The 25,138-nt window shown below is 71.8% G+C and carries 17 protein-coding genes; 4 read left to right on the top strand and 13 right to left on the bottom strand.

Annotation, left to right across the window (positions count from 1 at the left end):
- Positions 1–101 precede the first annotated feature (101 nt).
- From ABT137_RS19995 to ABT137_RS20030, 8 genes are all read right to left on the bottom strand, one after another.
- Positions 102–1,115 (bottom strand): transglycosylase family protein, encoded by a 1,014-nt coding sequence (locus ABT137_RS19995; RefSeq protein WP_351710600.1) that lies wholly within the window; start codon positions 1,113–1,115, stop codon positions 102–104.
- Between the two features lie 232 nt (positions 1,116–1,347).
- A complete protein-coding gene (locus ABT137_RS20000; RefSeq protein WP_351710602.1) occupies positions 1,348–2,604 on the bottom strand; it encodes a cytochrome P450 family protein in 1,257 nt (418 codons plus the stop codon).
- On the bottom strand, positions 2,601–3,614 hold the full coding sequence (locus tag ABT137_RS20005; protein ID WP_351710604.1) for a nucleoside triphosphate pyrophosphohydrolase: 1,014 nt from the start codon (positions 3,612–3,614) through the stop codon (positions 2,601–2,603). The genes ABT137_RS20000 and ABT137_RS20005 overlap by 4 nt, the downstream gene beginning before the upstream one ends.
- 109 nt (positions 3,615–3,723) lie before the next feature.
- Positions 3,724–4,371 (bottom strand): SurA N-terminal domain-containing protein, encoded by a 648-nt coding sequence (locus ABT137_RS20010; protein ID WP_351710606.1) that lies wholly within the window; start codon positions 4,369–4,371, stop codon positions 3,724–3,726.
- Between the two features lie 170 nt (positions 4,372–4,541).
- Entirely contained in the window at positions 4,542–5,366 is an 825-nt protein-coding gene (locus tag ABT137_RS20015; protein WP_351710608.1) for a glycoside hydrolase domain-containing protein, read from the bottom strand.
- 77 nt (positions 5,367–5,443) lie between these two features.
- A complete protein-coding gene (locus ABT137_RS20020; RefSeq protein ID WP_351710946.1) occupies positions 5,444–6,931 on the bottom strand; it encodes a serine/threonine-protein kinase in 1,488 nt (495 codons plus the stop codon).
- Positions 6,932–6,969: 38 nt separating this feature from the next.
- Positions 6,970–7,614, bottom strand: a complete 645-nt coding sequence (locus tag ABT137_RS20025; protein ID WP_351710610.1) for a hypothetical protein — start codon at positions 7,612–7,614, stop codon at positions 6,970–6,972.
- Positions 7,615–7,792: 178 nt separating this feature from the next.
- Positions 7,793–9,994, bottom strand: coding sequence for an N-6 DNA methylase (locus tag ABT137_RS20030; RefSeq protein ID WP_351710612.1), 2,202 nt, complete (start codon positions 9,992–9,994; stop codon positions 7,793–7,795).
- A gap of 186 nt (positions 9,995–10,180) precedes the next feature.
- On the opposite strand from ABT137_RS20030, the gene ABT137_RS20035 reads away from it, so the two are divergent.
- The 3 genes from ABT137_RS20035 (at position 10,181) to ABT137_RS20045 (ending at position 13,982) form a co-directional block, all read left to right on the top strand.
- On the top strand, positions 10,181–10,897 hold the full coding sequence (locus ABT137_RS20035; protein WP_351710614.1) for a hypothetical protein: 717 nt from the start codon (positions 10,181–10,183) through the stop codon (positions 10,895–10,897).
- A 107-nt stretch (positions 10,898–11,004) separates the two neighbouring features.
- Positions 11,005–12,861, top strand: coding sequence for a M48 family metalloprotease (locus tag ABT137_RS20040; protein ID WP_351710616.1), 1,857 nt, complete (start codon positions 11,005–11,007; stop codon positions 12,859–12,861).
- Positions 12,858–13,982 carry a hypothetical protein gene (locus ABT137_RS20045; RefSeq protein ID WP_351710618.1) on the top strand — a complete coding sequence of 375 codons (1,125 nt, stop codon included), beginning with the start codon at positions 12,858–12,860 and terminating at the stop codon, positions 13,980–13,982. The genes ABT137_RS20040 and ABT137_RS20045 overlap by 4 nt, the downstream gene beginning before the upstream one ends.
- 24 nt (positions 13,983–14,006) lie before the next feature.
- On the opposite strand, the gene ABT137_RS20050 is transcribed toward ABT137_RS20045, so the two are convergent.
- The 3 genes from ABT137_RS20050 to mfd all read right to left on the bottom strand — a co-directional run bounded on the left by ABT137_RS20050 (position 14,007) and on the right by mfd (position 19,525).
- Positions 14,007–14,726 carry an HNH endonuclease family protein gene (locus tag ABT137_RS20050; protein ID WP_351710620.1) on the bottom strand — a complete coding sequence of 240 codons (720 nt, stop codon included), beginning with the start codon at positions 14,724–14,726 and terminating at the stop codon, positions 14,007–14,009.
- Positions 14,727–14,946: 220 nt separating this feature from the next.
- Positions 14,947–15,861 (bottom strand): SCO6745 family protein, encoded by a 915-nt coding sequence (locus tag ABT137_RS20055; protein ID WP_351710622.1) that lies wholly within the window; start codon positions 15,859–15,861, stop codon positions 14,947–14,949.
- Positions 15,862–15,991: 130 nt separating this feature from the next.
- On the bottom strand, positions 15,992–19,525 hold the full coding sequence (gene mfd / locus ABT137_RS20060; protein WP_351710624.1) for a transcription-repair coupling factor: 3,534 nt from the start codon (positions 19,523–19,525) through the stop codon (positions 15,992–15,994).
- Positions 19,526–19,665: 140 nt separating this feature from the next.
- Between mfd and ABT137_RS20065 the strand changes: the two genes are divergently transcribed.
- Positions 19,666–20,877, top strand: a complete 1,212-nt coding sequence (locus ABT137_RS20065; protein ID WP_351710626.1) for an RNA-guided endonuclease InsQ/TnpB family protein — start codon at positions 19,666–19,668, stop codon at positions 20,875–20,877.
- Between the two features lie 433 nt (positions 20,878–21,310).
- Here ABT137_RS20065 and ABT137_RS20070 read toward each other — a convergent pair whose 3' ends face one another.
- Together ABT137_RS20070 and ABT137_RS20075 are read right to left on the bottom strand one after the other, a co-directional pair.
- Complete coding sequence (locus ABT137_RS20070; protein WP_351710628.1) at positions 21,311–23,890, bottom strand: ABC transporter permease; 2,580 nt, start codon at positions 23,888–23,890, stop codon at positions 21,311–21,313.
- Positions 23,887–24,675 carry an ABC transporter ATP-binding protein gene (locus ABT137_RS20075; RefSeq protein WP_351710630.1) on the bottom strand — a complete coding sequence of 263 codons (789 nt, stop codon included), beginning with the start codon at positions 24,673–24,675 and terminating at the stop codon, positions 23,887–23,889. Before ABT137_RS20075 ends, ABT137_RS20070 begins: the two co-directional genes overlap by 4 nt.
- Positions 24,676–25,138: the final 463 nt, after the last annotated feature.

Raw genomic sequence — 25,138 nt, forward strand, 5'->3', positions numbered from 1 at the left:
TGAATTTCAAAGATGATCAGGGCTTCTGAGACTCATCCCACACTTTCACCAAAACGGACATTCAGCTCGAAGCGGGGCGCCAACTCCCGCCGCTTTTCGTCCTATTCGCTGCCGAGTTTCAGGGTCTGACCGGGGGCGATGGCGTTCGGGTCGGTACCGATGTCGGCCTTGTTCGCGTCGTAGAGCGCGCGCCATCCGCCGTCGAGGTCAAGGGAGTCGGCGATGGAGGCGAGGGTGTCGCCGTCGCGGACGGTGTAGGTGCCGCTGTCACGGGAGGCGTGCCGACCCGAGGAGGTGGCACTTTGACCGTTTGTCACGCTTTCGTCCGCCGAGCCGCCACGATGCTTGCCGCCACTGCTGACGGCCCCCGTGTCCACCAGACTCCAAGAGCCCCCGGTCTGCCACGAATTGTCCGAGTCGTCAGCCTCGGAAGCAGCAGGACTCCCACTCACCTTCGAAGCGTCGGAGTCAGATCCGGAGGATTCCGACTTGTCCGTCTTGCTGGATTTGCTAGGAGTGTCCGCCTTGGAGCCACTGTCGGCACTCGCGCTCGGCGAGGGGGTGGCGGACTCGTTCCCGGAGTCCGTGGCGCCCGAAGAGGAGTCGGAACCGGAAGAGGAGGACGAGTCCGACAACCCGGAGGACGAGTCCGACAACCCGGAGGACGAGTCCGACGAGCCGGAGGAACCGGATGAATCACCCGAGTCGCCGAGGCCCGTGTCGACGTTCACCGAGGCGTCGTCGGAGGAGAGTCCGGCGAGCAGGGCACAGGTCCGCCAGGGCTTGGTCCCCTGGTCGGCGAGTATCTTCTCGGCGACCGCGATCTGCTGCGAACGGCTCGCCTGGTCGGGCGTACTCGCGTACTCCAGGCCTCCGTACTTGCTCCAGTCGTCCAGGGAGATCTGGAGGCCGCCGTAGTAGCCGGTGCCGTGGTCGGCGCTCCAGGACCCGCCGCTCTCGCACTCGGCCACCTGGTCCCAGGTGGAGCCGTCGGCCGCGCTGGCGTTCACCGCACCGAGGAGCGGGATGGCGATGGCGGAGCCGGTCACCCCGGCCGCGACGAGGAGCGCCGGAGCCTGGCGGGGGCGACGGTGACGACCGTTCCCGGAGAGCATGCGGAAACCTTTCGAGCGACAGCGGTGACCGGCACGACGGGTCCCGCAGGGGCGCCGCGCTGATGGGTGAACGTATCGGCAGACGATCACTTGTCACAAGTTAATGCCGCGTAGATCACGTGAAGATCACAGACTTGAACACTGGTCACCTTTGGCCCGTACAGGCCGGTACGGGCTTCGGCCGGGGCGCGGCGAGGGCTCGGCAAGGGCCTGCGAGGGCCTGCCAGGGGCTTCAGGGACCGGTGGGCGTGAACTCCACGGGGAGCGTGCGCAGTCCGCGCATGATGAGCCCGCCGCGCCACCGCAACTCGCTCTCGTCCACCGCGAGTCGCAGGTCGGGAAGGCGGGTGAGGAGACCGGCGAGCGCGGTCTGCCCCTCCAGGCGGGCGAGCGGGGCGCCCAGGCAGTAGTGGATGCCGTGGCCGTAGCCGAGGTGCTGGTTGTCCCGCCGGGCGAGGTCGAGGGTGTCCGGCTCGGCGAACCGCTCCGGGTCCCGGTCCGCCGCGGCCAGGACGACCAGGACCGGGTCGCCGGGCGCGATGTGCTGCCCGCCGATCGCGACCGGCTCGGTGGCGAACCGCCAGGTGGCCAGCTCCACCGGCCCGTCGTAGCGGAGGAGTTCCTCGACACCTGTCTCCAGCAGCCCGCGCTCGCCGGCGGCCAGGGACTCCTGGAGGCGTGCCCGCTGCCCGGGGTGGGTGAGCAGTGCGTACGTCCCGTTTCCGATCAGGTTGACGGTGGTCTCGAACCCGGCGAACAGCAGGATGAACGCCATGGCCGCGGCCTCGTTCTCGGTGAGGTGCTCCCCGTGGTCCGAGGCCCGGATGAGCCCGGAGATGAGGTCCTCGCCGGGACCGGCCTCGGCGGGCAGCGCCTCCCGTTTGCGGTGGATCAGCTCGGCCAGATACCCGCGCATCTTCTTCACGGACCGCGCGACCCCGCCCCGCGGCCCTCCCCCGTGCCGGATCATCATCCCCGCCCAGTCCCGGAAGTCGTCCTGGTCCTCGGGCGGGACGCCGAGCAGGTCGCAGATGGCGTAGATGGGGAGCGGAAAGGCGAACTCGTGGATGAGGTCGGCCTCGCCCCGCTCCGCGAACCCGTCGATGAGCCGGTCGGTCAGCTCCCGCACCCGCGGCGCGAACTCGGCCACCCGGCGCGGGGTGAACGCCTTGCTCACCAGCCGCCGCAGCCGGGTGTGGTCCGGCGGGTCGATGTTCAGCAGATGCGTCATCAACTCGGCCTTGCGCTCACCGGGGATGCCGGTCTTCCCCTTGGCGTGCGCGGGCTCGTCGTGATGCGCCGGGTTCTTGGACAGTCGGGGGTCGGCGAGGGCCTGCTTGGCATCGGCGTACCGCGTGACCAGCCAGGCCTCCACCCCGCTGGGCAGCCGGGTCCGCCGCACGGGCTCGTGCTCCCGCAGCCAGGCGTAGGCGGGGTAGGGGTCGGCGGCGAACTCCCAGGTGAACAGGTCGGGGGCGGCCGCGGTCACTTCTCCACTCCCTCCGTCGCCCGCACCGCGTCCCGGTAGGCCCGGGCCGCCGCCCGCAGGGCCGCCTCCGGGTCGACTCCCTCCGCCTCCGCGCGGGCCGCCAGCGCGAGCAGTTCGTAGCCGATGCCCGGCGCCTGCGGCAGCGGCACCTCGAGACCGGCCGTGCGTACCCGGGAGGCCAGCTTCGCCGCCAGCGCGAGACCCGGCTGTGCGAGAGGTATCCCGTCGGTCACGGACGCGCGCCGCTTCTCCACCGCCTTCGTCCGCAGCCAGTGCTCCTTGACCTCCTCCGGCGTCGACGCGGTCTCGTCGCCGAAGACGTGCGGGTGGCGGTGGATGAGTTTCGCGACGATGCCTCCCGCCACGTCGTCGATCGAGAAGGGGGCGTCCTGGTCCTCCTCCGCGATCCGCGCGTGGAAGACGACCTGGAGGAGCACGTCGCCCAGTTCCTCCCGCAGTTCGTCGCGGTCGCCCTCCTCGATCGCCTCGACGAGTTCGTACGCCTCCTCGATGCCGTACTTCGCGAGGCCCTGGTGGGTCTGCCGGGACGACCAGGGGCACTCCGCGCGGATCCGGTCCATGACCTGGACGAGGTCGAGGAGGCGGGCGCCGGGCAGGTCGTAGGAGGCGGGGAGCAGCTCCAGCTCGGGCATCCGGACCCGGCCGGAGCCGGCCAGGCGGGCCAGGCCGTCGGTGAGGGCGGGCTCGCCCTCGCCCGTCGCCACGACCACCACCGTCCGGCCGCCGGCACAGGCGTCGACCAGCTCCTCGGCGGTGGGGGCGGCCTCGTCCACGGCCGTCCCGGCCTCCCGCAGATACGGCAGCTGCGGATGCGCGCCGTCCGCGCACAGCACGCGGTCCGCCGCGCGCAGCGCCTGCCAGGCGGGCCAGGACAGCAGGCCGGGGGCGACCCGGTGGCTGGTGGTGAGCAGGACGACCCGGCCGGCGTCGGCGGCCGCAGGCGCAGGAGAGGGGTCCGGGGTGGTGGGTTCGGGCCTGGTGGTGTTCACGCTCCGAACGTAACGCACCGCCGCCGCCCACCTCGCGGTTTGTCCACAGGGTGGGGGCGATCAAGTGATCGTACGACCGCAGCGGAGGTGACCACCCCGGTGTCCTGCCCTACGCCGACACCTGCGTCCCCGCCGAGGTGACCTCCCGGACCCATGGCGTCTTGGCGTCGACCCGGCTGCTCTTCTGGACGTCCCAGGCGCCGTAGCGGGGGTTGAGGTCGACGTGGAGTTCCTTGGAGGCGTTGGCCAGCGCCTTCCAGAAGGCGGGCTGCGAGGTGTCGGTGCCGAGCACCTCGGCGAGCTTCTTGGCCTCCACCTGGAAGCGGAGGTTGTCGTCCAGCCGGTCGGGGGCGATGCCGTACTTCTGCAGCCAGGCCGTCTGCAGCGCCGCGGAGCCGCCGGCCTGCTGTTCGAGGCCGGAGCGCATCTGCTCGACCTCCGCGCGGGTGACGCTGACGCCCGCGGTCTGGGCGGCCCGGTGCAGCACCTTGTCGAGGACCATGTTGTACAGCGTGTCGCGGGTGAGGCTGCTGGTGGAGGCGAGGACCTGCTGGTACTGCGTCTCGTCCGGCACCGCGGCGCGCTGCGCCCGGCGCACCTCGTTCACGCGGTTCTCCAGCTGCGAGACGGTGATCCGCTGGCCGCCCACGACGGCCGCCGCGCCCGGGTGCGCGTCGCTTCCGCAGGCGGTCAGGAAGGGGGCCGCGGCGGCGATCGCGGCGGAGAGGAGGAGCGCGGTGCGACGGCGGCGGTGCAAGGGTGCCTCCCGAGGAGATTGTGCGGCGGTGCACAAAGTCTTGCGGTGATCGATGGTAGGCAGTGGGCAAGCTCTGGCCAACCCATTCGACCAACGATTCACACGCGCGTCCGGCACCGCCGCACCACCCTCCGGAAGGGTTTGCGGTACTGATCCCGTGCGGATCCCGCTCAGCCCGTGATCGCCACCGGGGCGTCCCACGCGTCGCGGTCCACGGTGATCGTGTAACCGCCGCGCGTCTCCTTGCTGTTCACCATGTACTGGTGGGCCCGGCTGTGCCCGGTGTACTGGGTCGAGCCGAACGGCCAGTCCGTGGTCGTGGTGTTCTGCTTGTCCCACAGCGCGTACCAGAGGTTGCCCGGCAGGTCCGTCTTGTCGGTGGCGTTCGCGATCGCCTTGGCGCTGGAGCTGGTGAAGCCGTAGTAGCCCGCGCGGTACGTCTTCGCGCGCAGCTCCTTGTCGAAGGCGCGCACATAGGTCAGCACGGCGTTGTTGCACGACGTGTTCGTCGTGTCGTACGCCTCCATGTCGAGGTAGATCGGGCTGCCGGCCTTCATACCGAGCGCGGCGGCCTTGGAGACGGCGTCGTCCGCCTCGGACTTGCCGACGGAGGCCGCGGTGGCCGCGCTGATCTTCACGGAGCCGCCGGATCCGCAGGACGGCTGGGCGCCGACGTACAGCGGGATGAGCTTCCAGCCGACCGAGGAGACGGACTTGACCCACGAGGCGGTGAGGTTGGGCTGGGCGCAGCCGCGGTTCTTGCCGCCGATGTAGACGGCGGCGGCGCCGTAGAGGCCGCCGTGCCAGGCCTGCATCGCGGCGAGGGAGGGTGCGGCGCAGGTGTCGAAGGCGCGGCCGGTGAACGTCTTCTGGGCGGGCCAGGTGGTGGCCGCCATGGAGGTCTGCGCGGCGATCCCGGCGCCGGCGACCACCGCGGCGCCCGCGACGCCCCAGGTGATGTATCTGCGCTTCTTCGACTGCCGATGGCTGGACATGCCGGAACCCCACCCCTGTTGTCTTTGCTGTGCGGCAAGTTGTGCGAAAAGTAGGTGCAGTATGCACTGCGCGGGAACTAGCCGCGCATCTGCCCCAGCCAGTGCAGCGTCCGCCGCACCTCGCCCGCCAGGGGGTGGCCGGGCCCGTGCAGCCGTTCCACGTCGAACAGCAGCCGGGTGAAGGTGTCGTGGGCGGCCGACCGGTCGCCGAGCGCGAGCAGCAGATGCCCGATCCGGCGGCGCACGTCGTGCGCGAGCTGCGGATCGCCGGCCACGTACTGGTTCTCGTAGTACGGCAGCAGCGCGCGGTACTCCGCGAGCGCCGCCGCCGGTTCGCCGAGCTGTTCCAGGCACTGGGCGGTCTCGTAACGGAAGCGCAGGGCCTGCGGGTCGGCCTGGCCCGCCTCGGCGGCGCGCTCGTCTGCGAGCCGGCGCAGTTCGGGCAGCGCGCGCCGGTACTGCCCGTCGTCCATCAGCGTGGCCGCGTACTGCTTGCGCAGGGTGCGTACGACCGTGGAGCGCTCACCGTGCTGGTCGGCGGCGACGGGCAGGATCGCGCCCAGGATGTCCACGGCCTGGGTGATGCGCCCCTCCCCGAGCAGCCGCTTGACCTCGTCGACGGCGGCGGCGACATCCGGTCTGTCCGGTACGGCGGCCACGGGGGCGGCGGGCTGCGGCGCGGGCGTCAGCGCCCGGTCCGGCCAGGGGGCGTGCGGGCGCAGGAAGGGGCGGGTGGGGTCCAGGGGCGCCCCGGACGGCATCCCGCGCGCCGGCAGGAGCGACGCCAGGTTCTCGTAGACCTCCTGCGCGGACGCCGGGCGGTGCTGCGGGTCCTTGGCGAGCAGGCGCAGCACGAGGCTCTCCAGCGGCTCCGGGACCTCGGCGCGGATCCGGCGCACGGGCACCGGCGGCTCGTACAGGTGCCGGTGCAGCACGCCGAGCGCCGTGGAACCCGCGAACGGGACCTCTCCGCTGAGCAGTTCGTGCAGCAGCACGCCGAGCGCGTACAGGTCGGTGTACGGGCCGACCGCGCCGCCCATCGCCTGCTCGGGCGCCATGTAGGCGGGCGAGCCGATCGGGGAGCCGGTGTGCGTGAGGCGGGTGGTGTCCGTGTCCATGACGGAGGCGACACCCAGGTCGAGGACGGTGACCGTGCCGTCCTGCTTCACCATCACGTTGCGCGGCTTGAGGTCGCGGTGGACGATCGGCACGGCGTGCACGGCGCTCAGCACGGCGCACAGCTGCGCGGCCACCGCCACCGCCCACTGCCACGGGTACGGGTCGTGCTCCGCCAGGTGGTCGGAGAGGTCGGCGCCGTCCACGTACTGCATGACGAGGAAGAGCTCCTCGCCCTCGCTGCCCGCGTCGTGCACGGTGACCAGGCCGGGGTGGTCGACCTGCGCGGTCACCCGGCACTCCCGCAGGAACCGCCGGCGCAGCTCCTCCGCCTCCGCGCCCGCCACCTTGTCGGGGCGCAGCAGCTTCACCGCCACCCGCCGGTCGAGCCGCCGGTCGTACGCCGTCCACACCTGGCCCATGCCGCCCTGCCCGATGAGCGTGGACAGCTCGTAGCGGCCGGCGACGACCCGTCCTGTCGCCACGGTCACCGTCCGCCCTCGTGGTCGCCCTCGCGGTGCCCGTCGTGCTTGCGCAGATAGTCGCTGAGCTCGTCGAGTTCGGCGCGCACCTGGTCGATCCGGGCGGGCGCCGGGCGCTGCGGCGGCGCGGGTATCGGGGGTTGCGGCGGCGCGGGTGTCGGGGCCTGCGAGAGCGGCGGTCCGGACATCGGGGGAACGGAGTGCGGGGGCGGCGTGTGCGGGGGCTGCGAGCCCAGGGGTGTCGTCCCCGTGGCGTACGGCGAGGCGGCGGGCGGGTAGCCGTACGCCTGCGCCGCGTACGCCTCGCGCTGCCGCTGGAAGTGGCGCACGTCGGCCACGAGGTAGTACACGACGCCGCCCAGGAGCGTGCCGAACAGCAGGGTGATCCCCAGGTAGCCGCCGGCGGTGTGCACGTCGTCGCCGGGTTCGGTGCCCAGCAGCACGAGGCTGAGGACGTCGGCCGCCGCCACCGCCACCAGCAGTCCGAAGTCCACCGATCTGCGGGTCACGACGGCCAGCCGCAGCAGCAGCGCCCACGTCAGGAAGCCGGCGCTGCACACCGCCATCGTCACGAACACCACACGCAGCAGGACCAGTACCGCGTCGTGCGGCGGCCGCTGCACCGGCTGCGCATGGCCCTGGCCTTGCATGGTCGCTCCTGTGTGCCTGGTGCCTGAAAAAGGGCGTACGTGCCCGTCCGGCGCCGTCCGCCCGCGGACGACACCGGTCGTGCGATGGTCGGATCGAGCATATGGCCCGGCACGGACAACCGGTTCGGGTTGTACCGAACCGTTGTCGGACCGACTGCCGGCACACACCGATCAGGGATCAGTCGGGCGCGACGGTCCCGTCGGTGAGGCCGTCGTACATCCCACGCACGAGGTGCTCCCCGAGCCGGCTCGCGTGGCGCAGCGTCCGCTCGAACTCGTCCAGTGCGCGGAACCGCGCGCCGTAGCGCCGCTGTTCCTCCAGCGGGAGCCGGGGCAGCTGCAGCCGGCGCACGTCCAGCCGGGTCGCGGTGGAGGCATAGCTGCTGGCCTGACGGTTGTTGGCGGTGCCGCGCAGGAAGCCGGCGAGGAACCACGGGTCGAGGGCCGTGCGATCGGGGCGCAACAGCACCAGGTTGCGCCCCAGGGCGGCACCCGCCGTCGCATCGTCGATCACGCGCGCCACCGAGCCGCCGCCGAGGACCGGTACGACGACGTCGCCCGGCTCGGTCAGCACGGCCTCCTCGTCGCTCTCCGGAAGCGTGCCCGAGGGTGCCGCCGCGGTGAGGACGTCGTGGTCGGTGAGCACGGGCACGCGCGCGCGGCCGCCGTGCCCGCCGGTGCGCAGCACCAGCGCGCTGCCGCGCGCGAGTTCACCGACGGTGGTGAGCGGCCACCGCGCGGGCGGCGCCTGGTCGGCCGGCGGCGGGGTGAGGTCGACGGTCAGGCGCAGGGTCGCGCCGAGCCGTTCGCGGACCGCCGTGAGCTCTTCCGCGCCGTCGGCCGCGGCGGCCGGGGGCAGGTGGCGGGCGGGGGCGAGGTCCACGTCGTCGTCGAGGAGTTCGATGACCGGCACCGACCGGGCCAGCCCCGGCCGTTCCACCGGTCCCCCGGCGCGCTCGAAGGCACGCCAGGCGTCCAGGACGGCATCCTGTACCGCCGCCCAGTCCGGACCGCCCCGCCCCTCCCCGGCGAACCTCCCGGTGTCCACGAGCAGCACCTCGGGCGTGGCCGGCGTCCGGTCGGGCCGGCGCAGCACCCACAGGTGCAGCGGGATGCTGTGCGGCGGCGCCGCCCCGACCGGCAGTGCGACGAGCGCTCTGAGCGCACCCCGGCGCAGCAGGTCGGCGCGGATCCGGCGGCCGGAACGGCGGGACGCGACGGCCGGCGGCATCAGCAGGACCGCGGTGCCGCCGTCGGCGAGCCGGGCCAGGGCGTGCTGCACCCAGGCCAGTTCGGACTCGGTGCGCGCGGGGAAGCCGTACTCCCAGCGTGCGTCGTACGCCAGCTCGTCGTGGCCCCAGTTGCGCTCGTTGAACGGCGGGTGGCACAGCACCGCGTCGGCGCGCAGCTCCGGGTAGGCGTCGGCGCGCAGGGTGTCGCCGGCGGCGCCGTGCACCCCGGCCCGGGAGTGCAGCGCGAGCCGCAGCGCGGTGAGCGCCGCGAGATCGGGGGCGCTGTCCTGGGCGTACAGCTCCTGGCCGGGGCGGACGTCGACGGCCCGCAGCAGGGCGCCGGTTCCGCAGGCCGGGTCCAGCACGGTGCGGGCGGGGCCGGCCAGGTCGGCCATGAGACCGGCGAGGTCGGACGGGGTGAGCGTGTACTGGCGGGGGTTGGCGTCCAGGTGCCGGCCCAGCAGGAACTCGAAGGCCTGCCGGGCCCCGACCTCGGCGGCCAGTTCGGCCGCGCCGCGCAGGAGTGGGGCGGACGGGAGGAGTTGCGGGCCCGTGGGGGTGCGGACGGCGGGGGGTGCGGGGGCGCCGGGAGGCGCGGGGGCGGGGGGTGCGGTCGCGCCGAGTGCCGTCGCCGGCTCGGCGTTCACAGGGCGGGCGGTCGGTGCGGTGTTCACACTCCCTGCACTGCCTGGCCTGTTCACAGGCTCGGCCGAACCTGCGGACCGGCTCCTGTGAACCGTGGGCTCCGCCGCCCCGCCGAGGCGCGCGGTCAGCACCTCCTCCAGCGCGGCCGGCAGCATCGCGGCCAGGCGCTCGTCCGAGCCGGCGCTCACGTGCAGCCAGACGGTGGGGCGCTCGTGGATCAGCAGCAGCGCGCAGCCGGCGTGCACCAGCGCCGTCAGCGCGCCGTCGGGGTGCCCGGCGAGTTGCTGCCAGACCCGCTCGCGCAGCGGTACCTCGGCGAGTTTGCCCTGCTTGCGCAGCCAGGACTCGACCGCGGCGAGCGCGAAGGACGGGCTGGTCTCGGTGCCGCCGACCGGCTTGGGGAAGTCGGCGTGCCGACGGCGCCAGTTGCTGACGGCGGCGCGTCCCACCCCGGCGAGCCGTGCGATGCCGGCCGCGGTCACCTCTGTGGCGTTGTCCTGCACCCGGCCTCGCTCCCCTCGTCCCAGGCACCCAGGTGCCCATCTGTGCACCGAGCATACCGATGTACACAAGATCTACCCCTTCACGGGCGTGCACACTATGCACAACGTAAGTCATGTTGACTCGGTTCACAGGCTCTGCTCTCATTGACTCGTCACTCCAGACCGCTCACCCGAGAAGGACTCCTGATGCGCCTCCCGTCCCGTGCCGTGATGCTCGTAGCCGCTGCCGCGACCCTTCCGCTGGCCCTGACCGCCTGCTCCTCCGCATCCACCGGTTCCACCACCGACTCCGGTACCGGCACGAACGCCAAGCCGGCCAAGGCGAAGGACCCCGACTCCGGCCTGCTCACGGGCACGCAGCTGAAGAAGGCGCTGGCGCCCGCCTCGGCCTTCCCGTCCGGGCTCACCCTCGAATCCGACGGTTCCGCGGACAGCGGCGGCCGGTTCCTCTCCCCCGCCGCCCGGAAGGCGGGGAAGCCGGACTGCACCAGACTGGAGACCACGTCCTGGATCCAGGTCTCCGGCTACAAGGGCGGGGTGTCGTTCGCGCAGAACGGCTACGCGAGCAAGACCGAGGAAGTGGACCAGGAGATCGACGCCTTCCAGGGCACCACGGCGGCCGACGTGATGAAGGCCCTGCGGACGGTGGCCGCCGAGTGCGCCACGTACACGGACACCGACGCGCACGCCAAGGTGAAGCTGACCGGCAGCGCCACGGCCGGACTCGGCGACGAGGCCTACACGATGACGCTGACGAGCGGCTACTGGGAGAACGGCACCACCCTGATCGCGGCCCGTTCCGGCTCCTCCGTGGTCACCGTGCTGTCCACGGCCGGCGGCGACAACGGCGCCGCGTCCGCGAAGAAGGTGACGACGACGATCCTTTCGGCGCTGAAGAAGTAGTCGAGGAAACAGCCGAGGAAACAGCCGAAGAAGCAGGCGGCTCGGGCGGCCCGGTCCGAGCCCGGCATCGACGCCCCACCACCGTTCCGTTCCCGTGAAGGATGCCGATGCGCCTGACGTCCCGCCCCGCCGGCCGGGCGGCCGCCGGGGATACCGCCGTACGAGAACGGGGCGTGCCCGGAACACCGCTGCGTGCCGGGCTCGTTCTCGGCCTGCTGCTCGGGTTCTATGTGCTGGCCCTGCTCCTCCTCGTCGCGCTGGCGGCCCTGGACGTCTTCCTGGCGCGAGACGGGAGCTTCACGGTCATGGCCGTCGAGGGCTACCTCGGCTCGCTGGCGATCGCCTGGTGCGTGGTGCGGGTCGTCCTGCTCAGCCGCGGCCCCGGGGACGGGCAGGACGAGGTGCCCGGTGTGTCACTGGCGCCTCGGGAGCAGCCGGAGTTGTGGCGGCGCGTGCGGGACCTGGCCGAGCGGGTGGGCACCCGGCCGCCCACGGAGATCCGGGTGATCCCGGGGGCCAATGCCATGGTGCGGGAGGACGCCCGGTGGCTCGGGCTGGTCGCGGGCGAACGGCGGCTCTTCCTCGGCGTCGCCCTGCTGATCGGTCTGCCGGACGACGAACTGGACGCCGTGCTCGGGCACGAACTGGGCCACTACGCGCACGACGACACCCGGCTGGGCGGCCTGCTCTGGGCGCTGCACGGCAGGGTGCTGCACACCGTGCACACGTTGCGGCAGCGGGCCGCGCGTGAGGAGGCCGAGGAGCAGGCGAGGGCCGCCGCACGGGCCGCACGGCGCCGGGCGGCCGGCAAGCCTCCACCGGTGAAGCGGAAGCCGACGCGGGGCCCGGACCACTATCTGGCCCTCGTCTTCTCCGCGTACGCAATGCTGTGTCTGCGCCTGACCGAGGCCGTGAGCCGCCGGCAGGAGTACGCGGCCGACCTGGTGGCCGCCCGGATCGCCGGACGGGACACCACGGCCGCCGCGCTGCGCCGCATCCCCGTGCTCGACGCCGCCGACGATCTCTACCTGCGCGAGTACGCCCTGATGGGCCGGGGCGCCGGCCTGCTGCCGCCGGAAGGGCAGTTCCACGGCGGGCTCGCCCTCCTGCTCGCGGACCCCGCCCGCCGGGCGGAGCTGGACGCGTGGGCCCGCAGGCCGCTCCCGGAGGTGGTTCCCGAGGAGCGGTCCCCGTACGACAGCCACCCGCCTACGGCCGACCGCATCGCGGTGCTGGAGGCACTCCCCGACGACGGACGCACCGCCACGCTCCCCCGGCGCCCCGCCCTCGCGCTGCTCCGGGAACCGGACCGCCTCCTCGCCGGACTGGAACGAGCCGTACTGAGCCGGGAGACGCTGTCCTGGCGGCGGGTGCCCTGGGCGGAACTGCCCGCGCTGATCCGGCGCGAGAGCTGGGCGCGGGAAGCGGAGCCGCTGCTGGGGGCCATGGCCGAGGTGGCCGGCGCGAGAGGCGCCGCCGTATCCGGAGCGACACACCTGGACCACCACGACCACCTCGGCCGCCTCAACCACCACGACCACCTCGGCCGCCTTCTGGACCTGGTCGACCACGGCCTGCTGGACGACATCGCCGCCCGGCTGCCCAGGTCGGAGCGGGCCGGCCGGAGCAGTGGCCGCGCCGCACGCGAGTTCGCCCGGACGGCCTTCCGCTCGGCCCTGCGCCAACTGGCCCTGCTCACCGCAATGGACACCGGGCTGTGCCGGTGGGAGCTGTGCTGGTCCGGGCCCCCGGTACGGACGGTGGCGCCCGTACAGTTCGCCGAGGCGCTGGAGGAGGCCGTGCGCCAGGCGGTCGCCGATCCGCCCGGTACGGGTCCCCTGCGGGCCCTGCTGTCCGGCGGCGGCCGTGCTCCGACGGCCTCTTGGACCGCCCCCTCCACCGTCCCTCAAGCCGCCTGTCCGCCCGCCTCTTCCGGCGGCCCCTACCCGAAAGACCCGGTATGAACGTCCTCATCGACATAGCCGGCGCCGGCGTCCTCGCCTACTCCGCCGTCACCGTCCCGCGCAACGCCCGCAAGGCGCGGGCGCGCCGGGCGGAGGCGAAGGCCAAGGCGCCGGTCAACATCGACCCCGCCAAGTACGGGCTGGTGCCCGCCGCTCAGCTCGACAGCCGTTTCGCGGGCCCCGATCCCGAGGCCGACGCGGTCGCGCAGGCCGCCCTCGCCGGTGACTGGCGGCGGGCCGCCGCCTACCTGGCCGGGGCGGGCCGGGACTGGGACCTGCGGTGGTACCGGCTCGGCATTCTCACCCACGCCGCCGCCGAGGACGACACCTGGCTCAAGGCGTGGCGGACCGAGTACCCCGGCGATCCGGCCGCCGCCCTGGTGCACGCTGACGCGCTCGTGGACCTCGCGGGCAAGGTCCGCGGCGCGAATCTGGCGAAGCACACCACGGCGGAGCAGTTCGAGGGCTTCCACCGGCTGCTGGCCGAGGCGCTGCCCGCCTGCCAGGAGGCCGCCTGGATGGCACCCGAGGACCCCTGCCCCTGGATCGCACAGATCTCCATCGCGCTGGGGCTCGGCTGGTCGCACGACGACTTCCGGGCGCTGTGGGCAGAGATCGCCGCGCGCGACCCTCACCACTTCGGGGCCCATGTCAGCGCCCTGCAGTACTGGTGCGCCAAGTGGCGGGGTTCGCACGAGCTGATGTACGCGTTCGCCGAGCAGGCCGCGGCCTCCGCGCCGCAGGGCAGCCTGCTGTCCGTACTGCGCCTCTACGCGCTGATGGAGCACGCGTCCCGGGAGCCCAAGGAGCCGGTGTACCGCCAGCCGTTCGTGCAGGCGGCGGTGGACGCCACCCTGGACGCCGTGGAGTGGGCACCGGCCGGGCATCACCGGCTGCCGATGGTGCGGCACCTGCTGGCGGAGGCCTTGTTCCAGACGGATCGGTACGCGGAGGCCGTCGAGCAGTTCCGGGCGGTCGGCGGATACGTCGGCAGCCCGCCGTGGTCGTACTCCGCCAACCCGGTCAAGGCGTTCGTCTTCGCCCGCACCAACACCTTCGTCGCCTGGGAGAAGGCGGGCTGCCCCGCCCCTCCGCCGCGCGGTCGCGCCCTGGGGTACTGACGCACGCGGCGGGGGCGGGCCGGTTCAGCGCGCCTTGAAGCGGGACGGCGCCTTGGTCGGGTTGCCGCCGGCGGGGAGTTTCTGGCCCGAGCAGGTGGTGAGGACCTTCTTCATCGCGGCCTTCTCGGCGGCGGTGACCCACAGGCCGTACTTCTTCTTCACGGCGACCTGCGCGGCGACGTACGTGCAGCGGTAGGACTTGTCGGGCGGCAGCCAGGTGGCGGTGTCGCCGTCACCCTTGCCGCGGTTGGCGCTCGCGTCGACGGCGAGAAGGTTCAGCGGGTCGTTGGCCAGGGCTATGCGCTTGCTGGCGTCCCAGTACTTGGCGCCCGTCTGCCAGGCGTCCGAGAGCGCGACGAGGTGGTCTATGTCGACCAGGCTGCGACCGCGCTTGTAGGTGATCTCCTTGCCGGAGTAGGGATCCGGCTCCAGCACGCCGGAGGAGACCTTGCAGTCGCCGTCGGTGAACTTCACCTCCTTGAGGTCGCGCTTGAGTATGTCGTCCCGGGTGTCACAGGAATTGGAGTCGGTGTCCGCCCAGGCGGAGCCGAACTTCTCGCGGGAGTAACCGGTCTTCGGCGCCCTGCCCTTGACGGTCAGCGATTCGGCGGCCGTCAGGGCCGCTCCGCCGCCGCCTCCCGTGCCCTGGGCCCCCGAACTCCCCTTGTCCTGCAAGTCCTTGCAGCCGGCCACCGCGAAGATCACGACGACGGCCAGGACCGCCCCGTCCCTCAGACGCGCCACGTGCGCCCCCTCTTTCCTGCCCCTGTCCGCCTCCGCACGGGCGGATTTCTGCTGGTCCCACGGTAACTGCCGCACGGTTCGGGCCAGATAGGTCGCAAAAGGATGTATACCCATAACTCGCCCTTATCGGCAGCCGATTGACACCCGGGGCGAAGCTCGGGCCGTACGTCCTCGCGCCCGCTCACTCCCCGCCGCGACCGAATGCCCCCGATGGCGCACCTCACACCTTGCCGATGCCCAACGTCGACTCCGTGGGCAGCAGCCCGGAGGACAGCACCGCGACCCAGTAGTCGCCGAGGAGTTCGGCGAGCCGGTCGGTCCCGGCGGGGCCGAGGGCCTGCCAAGGGGCGACGGCGAGCAGGTCGGTACGTTGTTCGATGCCGCGGCGCAGCCCACGGCCCGCCTCCGTGGCCGTACCGTCCGCGTCGACCAGATCGCGCGCGGTCAGGCGCTCGCGGGCCGCCGCCCACTCCCCGGGGCTCCAGCCGCGACTCTCGAAGCGCTCGACGGAGGCGGCCCCGATCGCGGCGAAGGACACCAGGGTCTCGACCGGGTCGAGGCGCGTGACCAGGAGGGCGGCGAGGTGGCCGTCGCCGCGGTGTTCGCGCAGGATCGTCGCCGCCTGCCACAGCTGCAGGTGCGGGGCGTCGGGCCAGGGCAGTTCGGCGTTGGCCGCGGCCAGCGGGCGGCCCGCGGTGTCCGCCGCCTCGGCCGCGCGCCGGGCCAGGGCCGCGGCCTCGGCCAGCTCGGGGCTCGCGACGCGGTCGCCGAACAGCGCGCGGTAGGCGCGGTCGATCGCGCGCTCGCGCGCCGCGAGTACCCGCTCCGGGCTCGCGACGGTCCAGGCCGGATCGACGTGCTCGGCGACCATGCGCGGACTGAAGCTGTAGAAGGCCGAGGCGACCCGCTCGGCGCCGGCCCGGCCCAGCGGCGCGGCACGGAACGGGAAGTAGCTCGGCCAGCGGTCCTGCACGGGGTAGCCGAGGGCGGCCGCCTCCTCAAGGGTCTCCGGCGCGTAGTACAGCACCGCGTGCAGCGGTTCCAGCAGGTGCCAGAGCTGGCGGGCCCGCAGGGGCGGCACCTCCCCGACCCGCGCCGCCCCGTCCCCGGCCGGCTCTCCGACGTACTCGCCCATGACGCGACTCCCCCACGCGAACGACTGCCCCGAACGTCAAGTCCGCCCGGACCGGGCGGACTTGACGGCAGGCGCCCACCATGGGGAGGGGCCCGGCCCGTGTCAAGGGACCGGGCCGCGCCCGCCAGTGCTACGACCCCAGGATCGACGCCAGGAACTCCCCGACCCAGCTCAGCAGTTCCCGTCCGACGAGCGGCTTGCCGCCCACCTTCGCGGTCTTGGGGCGGGGCACCAGCAGCTGGTGGACGGCCGGCTTGATGACGGTCCCCGGGTAGAGGCGCTTGACGCGCAGCTCCTGCGACTCGCGCAACTCCACCGGCGCGAACCGGATGTTGGTGCCCTGGAGGACGATCTCGCCGACCCCGCACGCGCGGGCGAGCATCCGCAGCCCCGCGACGAGCAGCAGGTTCTCCACCGGCTCGGGCAACTTGCCGTAGCGGTCGCTGAGTTCCTCGCGGACCGCCCTGATGTCGTCCTCCGAGTTGGCGGAGGCGATGGAACGGTACGCCTGGAGGCGCAGCCGCTCGCCGGGCGCGTAGTCGTGCGGGACGTGCGCGTCGACGGGCAGCTCGATCTTGACCTCCAGCGGCGGCTCCTCCTCGATCTCCCCGGTCTCCAGCTGCCGCCGGTAGTCCGCGACCGCCTCGCCGACCATGCGGACGTACAGGTCGAAGCCGACGCCCGCGATGTGCCCGGACTGCTCGCCGCCGAGCAGGTTGCCCGCGCCGCGGATCTCCAGGTCCTTCATCGCGACGTACATGCCGGCGCCCATCTCGGTGTGCTGGGCGATGGTCGCGAGGCGCTCGTGGGCCGTCTCCGTCAGCGGCTTCTCCGGCGGGTAGAGGAAGTACGCGTATCCGCGCTCGCGCCCTCGGCCGACGCGGCCGCGCAGCTGGTGCAGCTGGGACAGGCCGAAGGTGTCGCCGCGTTCGACGATGAGCGTGTTGGCGTTGGAGATGTCGATGCCGGACTCGACGATCGTGGTCGAGACGAGGACGTCGAACTTCTTCTCCCAGAAGTCGACGACGACCTGTTCGAGGGCCGACTCGGACATCTGGCCGTGGGCGGTCGCGATGCGGGCCTCGGGGACGATCTCACGGAGCCTGGCCGCCGCGCGGTCGATCGACTCGACCCGGTTGTGGATGTAGAAGACCTGGCCCTCGCGCAGCAGTTCACGGCGGATGGCGGCGCCGATCTGCTTCTCCTCGTACGGCCCGACGAAGGTGAGCACCGGGTGCCGCTCCTCCGGGGGCGTGGTGATCGTGGACATCTCGCGGATGCCGGTGACCGCCATCTCCAGGGTGCGCGGGATGGGCGTGGCCGACATGGTGAGCACGTCGACGTTGGCGCGCAGCTTCTTCAGCTGCTCCTTGTGCTCGACGCCGAAGCGCTGCTCCTCGTCGACGATGACCAGGCCGAGGTCCTTGAACTTGGTCTCCGAGGAGAACAGGCGATGGGTGCCGATGACGACGTCGACGGCGCCCTCGCGCAGGCCCTCCAGGGTTCCCTTCGCCTCGGTGTCGGACTGGAAGCGGGAGAGGGCCTTCACGCTCACCGGGAACTGCGAGTACCGCTCGGAGAACGTCCCGAAGTGCTGCTGCACCAGCAGGGTGGTGGGCACGAGGACGGCGACCTGCTTGCCGTCCTGGACCGCCTTGAAGGCGGCCCGGACCGCGATCTCGGTCTTGCCGTAGCCGACGTCGCCGCAGATCAGGCGGTCCATCGGGACCGACTTCTCCATGTCGTCCTTGACCTCGGCGATGGTGGTCAGCTGGTCGGGGGTCTCCGCGTACGGGAACGCGTCCTCCAGCTCGCGCTGCCAGGGCGTGTCGCCGCCGAACGCGTGCCCCGGCGCGGCCATGCGCGCGCTGTAGAGCCTGATCAGGTCGGCGGCGATCTCCTTGACGGCCTTCTTGGCACGCGCCTTGGTCTTCGTCCAGTCCGCGCCGCCGAGGCGGTGCAGGGTGGGGGCCTCACCGCCGACGTACTTGGTGATCTGCTCCAGCTGGTCGGTGGGGATGTACAGCCGGTCGCCGGGCTGGCCGCGCTTGGCGGGGGCGTACTCCACGACCAGGTACTCGCGGGTGGCGCCCTGCACGGTGCGCTGCACCATCTCGATGTAGCGGCCGACGCCGTGCTGCTCGTGGACGATGTAGTCGCCCGGCTCCAGGGTGAGCGGGTCGATGGTCTTGCGGCGGCGGGCCGGCATCCGGGCGCCGTCCTTGCCGGCCGCCTTCTGGCCGGACAGGTCGGTCTCGGTGAGGACGGCGAGCCGGAGTTCCGGGTCGACGAAGCCGTAGTCGATCGAGCCGCACGACACGTGCACGACCGAGGGGCTCAGCTCGCCCAGGTCGACGTCGAGACGGGCGGCGATGCCCTCGCCACCGAGCACCTCGACCGTGCGGGAGGCGGTGCCGTGGCCCTCGGTGACGTACACCGTGCGCCAGCCGTCGGCCAGCCAGCCCTTGGTGTCGGCGAGGGCCTTCGCGGTGTCGCCGCGGTAGGTCTCCGTGGCGTGCATGCCCAGCTTGAGGGTGTCGGCCGCAAGCTCCTCGTCGGCGGCGAACGGCGACACCGACCACCACATCATGTCCCGCTCGCGCGCGCGGTCGCGGACGTCCGCGATCGACCACAGGGAGGCCGCGCCGACGTCGATGGGCGCCTCGCCGCCGCCCGCGGTGGCCGCCCAGGACGCCTGCAGGAACTCCTGCGACGTGGCCACGAGATCGGCGGCACGCGTCCGCACCCGCTCCGGGTCGCACACGACGGCCATCGCGCCCTTGGGCAGCACGTCGAGCAGCAGTTCCATGTCGTCGACCAGGACCGGGGCGAGGGACTCCATGCCCTCGACCGCGATCCCCTCGGCGATCTTGTTGAGCAGTTCGCCGAGCTCCGGGTGCTCCTCGGCGAGGGCACGCGCGCGTGCGCGGACGTCCTCGGTGAGCAGCAGCTCGCGGCAGGGCGGCGCCCACAGGCCGTGCTCGGCGACCTCCAGGGAGCGCTGGTCGGCGACCTTGAAGTAGCGGATCTCCTCGACGTCGTCGCCCCAGAACTCGACGCGCAGGGGGTGTTCCTCGGTGGGCGGGAAGACGTCCAGGATGCCGCCGCGTACGGCGAACTCGCCGCGCTTCTCGACGAGTTCCACGCGCGCGTAGGCGGCGGCCGCGAGGGCTTCCACCACCTCGTTCAGGTCGGCGGTCTGCCCGGTGCGCAGCGCCACCGGCTCCAGGTCGCCGAGGCCCTTGACCTGCGGCTGGAGCACGGACCGCACGGGCGCGACGACGACCGAGACCGGGCCGGTCTCGGGGTCGTCGGGGCTGGGGTGGGCGAGGCGGCGCAGGACGGCGAGGCGGCGGCCGACGGTGTCGCTGCGGGGGCTGAGGCGCTCGTGCGGGAGCGTCTCCCAGGAGGGGTACTCCGCGACGCCCTCGGACGGCAGCAGGGTGCGCAGCGCCGACGCCAGGTCCTCGGCCTCCCGGCCGGTGGCGGTGACGGCGAGGACGGGGCGGCCGGCCTCGCGGGCCAGGGCGGCGACCGCGAGGGGGCGGGCCGCGGGGGGGCCGACCAGGTCGACGTGCATGCGGTTGCCGTCTGCGGCCGCCTTGATGGCTTCCGCGAGGGCGGGGTCCTTGACGACGGCGTCGAGCAGACCGTGCAGGCTCATCGGGAACTCCTTGCGTGGAAACCCTCGGCTTCAGCCGGGTAAGGAAACGCATCCCGGTCACGGAGCCGCGCAGTGGCAGAGCACGCTCCGCCGACCGCACAACCCACCCCGCTAACACGGAATCTGATAGAATGTGAGCTATGACGCAGCAGGTCAAGCGGGCTTTCAAGTACCGCTTTTACCCCACGGACGAGCAGGCGGCTGAGCTGTCCCGCACGTTCGGCTGCGTCCGCCTCGTCTACAACAAGGCGCTGGAGGAGCGCACACGGGCCTGGTATGGCGAGCAGCGCCGCATCTCCTACGTGCAGTCGTCCGCCGCGCTGACGGAATGGAAGAGGACCGAGGAACTCGCCTTCCTCTCGGAGGTGTCCTCCGTTCCGCTCCAACAGACGCTGCGCCATCTTCAGACTGCGTTCGGGAACTTCTTCTCCAAGCGTGCCAAGTACCCGCGCTTCAAGAGCCGGAAGAAGTCCCGGTCGTCGGCCGAGTACACCCGTTCCGGCTTCAAGTGGCGTGACGGGAAGCTGACCTTGGCGAAGATGGCGGAGCCTCTGGACATCCGCTGGTCGCGCCCACTGCCCGAGGGTGCGCAGCCCACCACGGTGACGGTGTCCCGCGACAGCGTGGGGCGCTGGTTCGCATCCTTGTTGTGCGACGACCGCGTTGCCCCGGCTCCGGCCACGGCGAACGCGGTCGGTATCGACGCGGGTATCACGTCCCTGGTGACACTGTCCACCGGGGAGAAGGTCGCCAACCCGAAGCACGAGCGCCGCGACCGTGCCCGCCTCGCGAACGCCCAGCGGGAACTGTCCCGCAAGGCGAAAGGCTCGGCGAACCGGGAGAAGGCCCGCCGTAAGGCAGCCCGCGTCCACGCACGGATCACCGACCGGCGCCGGGACTTCCTGCACAAGCTGTCGACTCGACTCGTCCGCGAGAACCAAACGGTCGTGATCGAGGACCTCACCGTCCGAAACCTGCTGAAGAACGGCAAGCTCGCGCGCGCCATCTCGGACGCGGCATGGACGGAACTTCGCTCCATGCTGGAGTACAAGTGCGCCTGGTACGGGCGCGAACTCGTCGTGATCGACCGCTTCTTTCCCAGCAGCAAGCTGTGCGGGAAGTGCGGCACGGTCCGCGAGAAGCTGCCGTTGACCGTCCGTGAGTGGACCTGCGAGTACTGCGGCACGGTCCACGACCGCGACGGGAACGCGGCACGCAACATCCTGACCGCCGGGCTGGCGGCGTCTGCCTGTGGAGACGGTGTAAGACCTCAACGGGAGTCCTCCCGGACGGGGCGGTCGTCGGTGAAGCAGGAACCCCAGCGGGCGACCGCTGGAATCCCCCGCCTCTAGCGGGGGAGGAAGTCAATCAGGGCGGCTTTCGTTCTCTTCTTCTTCGTGTCGTGTGTGTGGTGGCCAGCCGGAGGTGGGCAACGCGAAGTGCCCGGTGCGGGCTGCGACCGGGGGTCTCCAGCCTACGACGACGCCTCGACGTGTGCCGCCGGGGCTGTGGATAACCCCGTCGCCCTGTGAGGCGCCGTGCGTCGCGGTGGCCGTACCAGGGGCTCCGCCCCCTGGACCCCCGAAGCCTATGCCCGCCCGCCACCCGACTCGGCCTGCAGAGAAGCTGGACTCGAAAGACAAAGACGCGCACCACCCGACTCGGTGGATCGAGAAGCGGGACTCGAAAAACAAAAAGACACGCCCGGCGCCGGGGAGTCTCTCAGGACTTCCGGCGCCGGGCGTTCCCCCGCAACCCCCGTATGCGGTGGTCTCCTCGGTTGGTTCAGTCCGTCGCGATCGCGTTCAGGACGTTCATGCGGCCCGCGCGGAACGCCGGGATCAGGGCGGCGAACAGGCCCACGAAGGCCGAGCCGACGAAGACCCCGATGATCGTCGGCCAGGGGATCTCCAGGACCTTCAGGCCCTGCAGGGCGAGCAGCTTCTGGGCCGTCGCGCCCCAGCCCATGCCCAGGCCGAGGCCCAGCAGGGCGCCGAAGAGGGCGATCACCACGGACTCCATGCGGATCATGCGGCGCAGCTGGCGGCGGGAGAGGCCGATGGCCCGCATGAGGCCGATCTCGCGGGTCCGCTCGACCACCGACAGCGCCAGGGTGTTCACGACACCGAGGACCGCGACGATGATCGCGAGGGCGAGCAGGCCGTAGATCAGGTTCAGCAGCTGGCCGATCTGGTCCTTGAGCGCCTTCTTGTAGTCGGTCTGGTCGCGCACGGTGTACTGCGGGTAGTCGTGCAGCGCGGACTTGAGCGCCTTGTACGCGGCGTCCTGCTGTCCGTCCTTGGCGGTGGCGAAGACCAGGTCGTCGAGCGGCATCTTGGCGGCCGGCACGTACTTGGCGAGCGTGCTGATGTTGGTGTACTTGGAGCCGGCGTCGATGAGGCCGTCACTGCTGGTGATCGCGCGGACCGTGAGGTGGGCCGTGCGGCCGTCCTTGAACTTCACGGCGATCTTCGAGCCGAGGTGGATGCCGTGCGCCTTGGCGAACTTGTCGTGCACGGACATCGAGTCGGGCAGGTAGGCGTCCTTGAGGTCGCCGGCGACGGTCTTGGTGCGCAGGTCGGTCGCGTAGGTCGGGTCGGCGGCCGTGATGTCGGTGTCCTTGAGCGTCTTGCCGTCGGGCGTGGTGTAGTCGGCGGTGGTCGTGCGGTACTCGGTGACCCTCGCGAGTCCCGGCACGTCCTTGACGGCCTTGACCGCCTGCGGGGTGATCCGCTGGCCGCTGTCGGACTGGATGATGAAGTCCGTGCCGACGGTCTTGTCGAGCTGGTCGGACGCGGAGGCGACCATGGAGGAGCCGACCACCGAGAGGCAGGCGACCAGCGCCAGTCCGATCATCAGGGCGGCGCCGGTGGCGCCGGTGCGGCGCGGGTTGCGCAGCGCGTTGCGTTCGGCCATGCGCCCGACCGGGCCGAACATCCGCAGCAGGACGGCGCCCAGGACCCGTACGACACCGCCGGCGAGCAGCGGGCCGATGACGACGAACCCGATGAGGGAGAGGACGATGCCGAGGCCGAGCCAGGCCGAGCCCTCCTTGGCCTTCTCGGTGGCCGAGGCCAGGTAGAGGCCGTAGCCGCCCGCACCGGTCAGCACGAGGCCGACCAGGGCGCGTATGCGGCCCGCCCGGGCGTCGGCGGGGGCGCCCGCGTCACGCAGCGCGGCCATCGGGGAGACCTTGCCGGCGCGGCGCGCGGGGAGGTAGGCGGCGAGGACGGTGACGACGACGCCGAGGAGCAGGCCGAACACCGGGGTCGTCCAGGCGACCGTCAGGTCACTGGTCGACAGGTGCATGCCCATGGAGCCCATGAGCTTCATCAGGCCGACCGCGATGCCGACGCCCGCGCCGACCCCCAGGATGGAGCCGACCACGCCGAGCAGCAGGGCCTCGACGAGCACGGACCGGTTGACCTGGCCGCGGCCGGCGCCGATGGCCCGCATCAGGCCGATCTCACGGGTGCGCTGGGCGACCAGCATCGAGAAGGTGTTGATGATCAGGAAGATGCCGACCAGGAAGGCGATCCCGGCGAAGCCGAGCATCGCGTACTTCATGACGCTCAGGAAGCTCTCGACGTCCTTCTGGTTGGCGTCGGCGGTCTCCTTGGCGGTCTGCACCTTGTAGGCGGTGCCGAGTTCGCCGACGACGTTCTTCTTCAGCTGCGCGTCCGTCACACCCGGCGCGGCCGTCACGTTGATGTTCGTGAAGACGCCGGTCTGCCCGACGAGCGTGCGCTGGGCGGTCTTCGTGTCCAGGTAGAAGATCGCGGCACCGGGGTTGGTGACGGTGAAGTCGGCGATGCCGGAGATCTTCGCGGTGTGCGTGCCGACCGCGCTGATCACGCCGATCTCGTCACCCAGCTTCAGGTGGTGCTTGTCGACGGTGTCGGCGTCCACCATGACCTGGCCGGAGTTCTTCGGCGCCGTACCGGAGGTGATCTTCATGGTGCGGGCGTCGTTGGAGTTCCAGCTGCCGACGATGGTCGGTGCGCCGCTGGACGGCGACAGGCTGTCCTTCTCGGCGTCCACGACGGTCACGGACGTCGAGAAGACCGTGCCCTCCGCCGCCTTGACGCCGGTCGCGGCGCGGACCTTGCCGACCACCGCGGCCGGCATGACCGGGGGCCTGCCGTTGTCGGAGGTGGTCTGGCCGGTGTCGGAGGCGCCCTTGGCGCTGACCGTCACGTCGGACGAGGTCGCCGCGAACAGCTTGTCGAACGTCGTGTTCATGGTGTCGGTGAACACCAGCGTGCCGCACACGAACGCCACCGACAGCAGGACGGCGACCGCGGAGAGGGCCATGCGCCCCTTGTGCGCGAAGAAGTTGCGCATCGAGGTCTTCATGACGGTCATGACGTACGCCCCCGCGCGTCGAAGTCCTTCATGCGGTCCAGGACGGTGTCCGCGGTCGGCTTGAACATCTCGTCGACGATCCGGCCGTCGGCGAGGTAGAGCACGCGGTCCGCGTAGGAGGCGGCGACCGGGTCGTGCGTGACCATCACGATGGTCTGGCCCAGGTCGTCGACGGAGCTGCGCAGGAAGCCGAGGACCTCAGCGCCCGCGCGGGAGTCGAGGTTTCCGGTCGGCTCGTCACCGAAGATGATCTCGGGGCGGGCGGCGAGGGCGCGCGCCACGGCCACGCGCTGCTGCTGGCCTCCCGAGAGCTGGGTGGGGCGGTGCTTGAGCCGGTCCGCGAGCCCCACGGTGTCGACCACGCGCCGCAGCCACTCCTTGTCGGGCTTGCGCCCGGCGATGTCCATGGGGAGCGTGATGTTCTCCAGCGCGTTCAGCGTCGGCAGCAGGTTGAACGCCTGGAAGATGAAGCCGATCCGGTCCCGGCGCAGCTTGGTGAGCTTCTTGTCCTTCAGGCCGGTGATCTCGGTCTCGTCCAGGTAGATCTGACCGCTGGTCACGGTGTCGAGCCCGGCGAGGCAGTGCATCAGGGTGGACTTGCCGGACCCCGAGGGGCCCATGATCGCGGTGAACTGCCCCCGCGCGATGTCCACGTCGACGTGGTCCAGGGCGACGACCCGGGTCTCCCCGGCCCCGTACGCCTTGACGACCTGCCGCGCCCGCGCGGCAACGGCCGTACGCCCTCCAGTACCCCCGTGCCTGGGAATGGTCACAGCCGATGTCACGGTATGTCTCCTAAGTCGGTCAGCGAAGGAACAGCGCTGTGCTGTGCGTTGCTGCGCGGTGGTCGGTACGACGATGAGTCTCGCGGTCGGCGGGGTTGCTCCGCGCTGGTGCGAAGCCCCGTCTTGCCCCGGGGGAAAACCCCACCCCCGCCGGTTCGGTCAACCGCCCCCCGGCGGCGTAAAGCCAGGTTAAGGACGGGCGGGGTGCCGTCTCGTCCTCCGGCGGTACGAACCCTCCCCGAGCCGTAGTACGGAGAACCCCCTAGGGGACGTCCACCGCCGGGTGGAGTCCTTCTCGGGGTCGGCCTCCACCCACCGCCCCAGGAAGCGTCCACCCTCCCGCCGCGTGAGGGTCAAGTGGCTGCGCGTTCCGACGCGTTCCCACCAGGTGGACACGCTCTCCCGCCGTGCCGGGGCGGATGGGAAGCTGTCGTACGCGACATAGATACATGAGGAACACATG

This window comes from Streptomyces sp. NPDC001980 (assembly GCF_040296885.1).
In the GTDB taxonomy this organism is placed as follows: Bacteria; Actinomycetota; Actinomycetes; order Streptomycetales; family Streptomycetaceae; genus Streptomyces.

Coding starts and splice junctions, on each gene's coding strand:
- mfd (WP_351710624.1), bottom strand. CDS start 19,525: ATGAGCCTGCACGGTCTGCTCGACGCCGTCGTCAAGGACCCCGCCCTC.
- ABT137_RS20040 (WP_351710616.1), top strand. CDS start 11,005: ATGCGCCTGACGTCCCGCCCCGCCGGCCGGGCGGCCGCCGGGGATACC.
- ABT137_RS20015 (WP_351710608.1), bottom strand. CDS start 5,366: ATGTCCAGCCATCGGCAGTCGAAGAAGCGCAGATACATCACCTGGGGC.
- ABT137_RS20025 (WP_351710610.1), bottom strand. CDS start 7,614: ATGCAAGGCCAGGGCCATGCGCAGCCGGTGCAGCGGCCGCCGCACGAC.
- ABT137_RS20045 (WP_351710618.1), top strand. CDS start 12,858: ATGAACGTCCTCATCGACATAGCCGGCGCCGGCGTCCTCGCCTACTCC.
- ABT137_RS19995 (WP_351710600.1), bottom strand. CDS start 1,115: ATGCTCTCCGGGAACGGTCGTCACCGTCGCCCCCGCCAGGCTCCGGCG.
- ABT137_RS20070 (WP_351710628.1), bottom strand. CDS start 23,890: ATGACCGTCATGAAGACCTCGATGCGCAACTTCTTCGCGCACAAGGGG.
- ABT137_RS20035 (WP_351710614.1), top strand. CDS start 10,181: ATGCGCCTCCCGTCCCGTGCCGTGATGCTCGTAGCCGCTGCCGCGACC.
- ABT137_RS20065 (WP_351710626.1), top strand. CDS start 19,666: ATGACGCAGCAGGTCAAGCGGGCTTTCAAGTACCGCTTTTACCCCACG.
- ABT137_RS20055 (WP_351710622.1), bottom strand. CDS start 15,861: ATGGGCGAGTACGTCGGAGAGCCGGCCGGGGACGGGGCGGCGCGGGTC.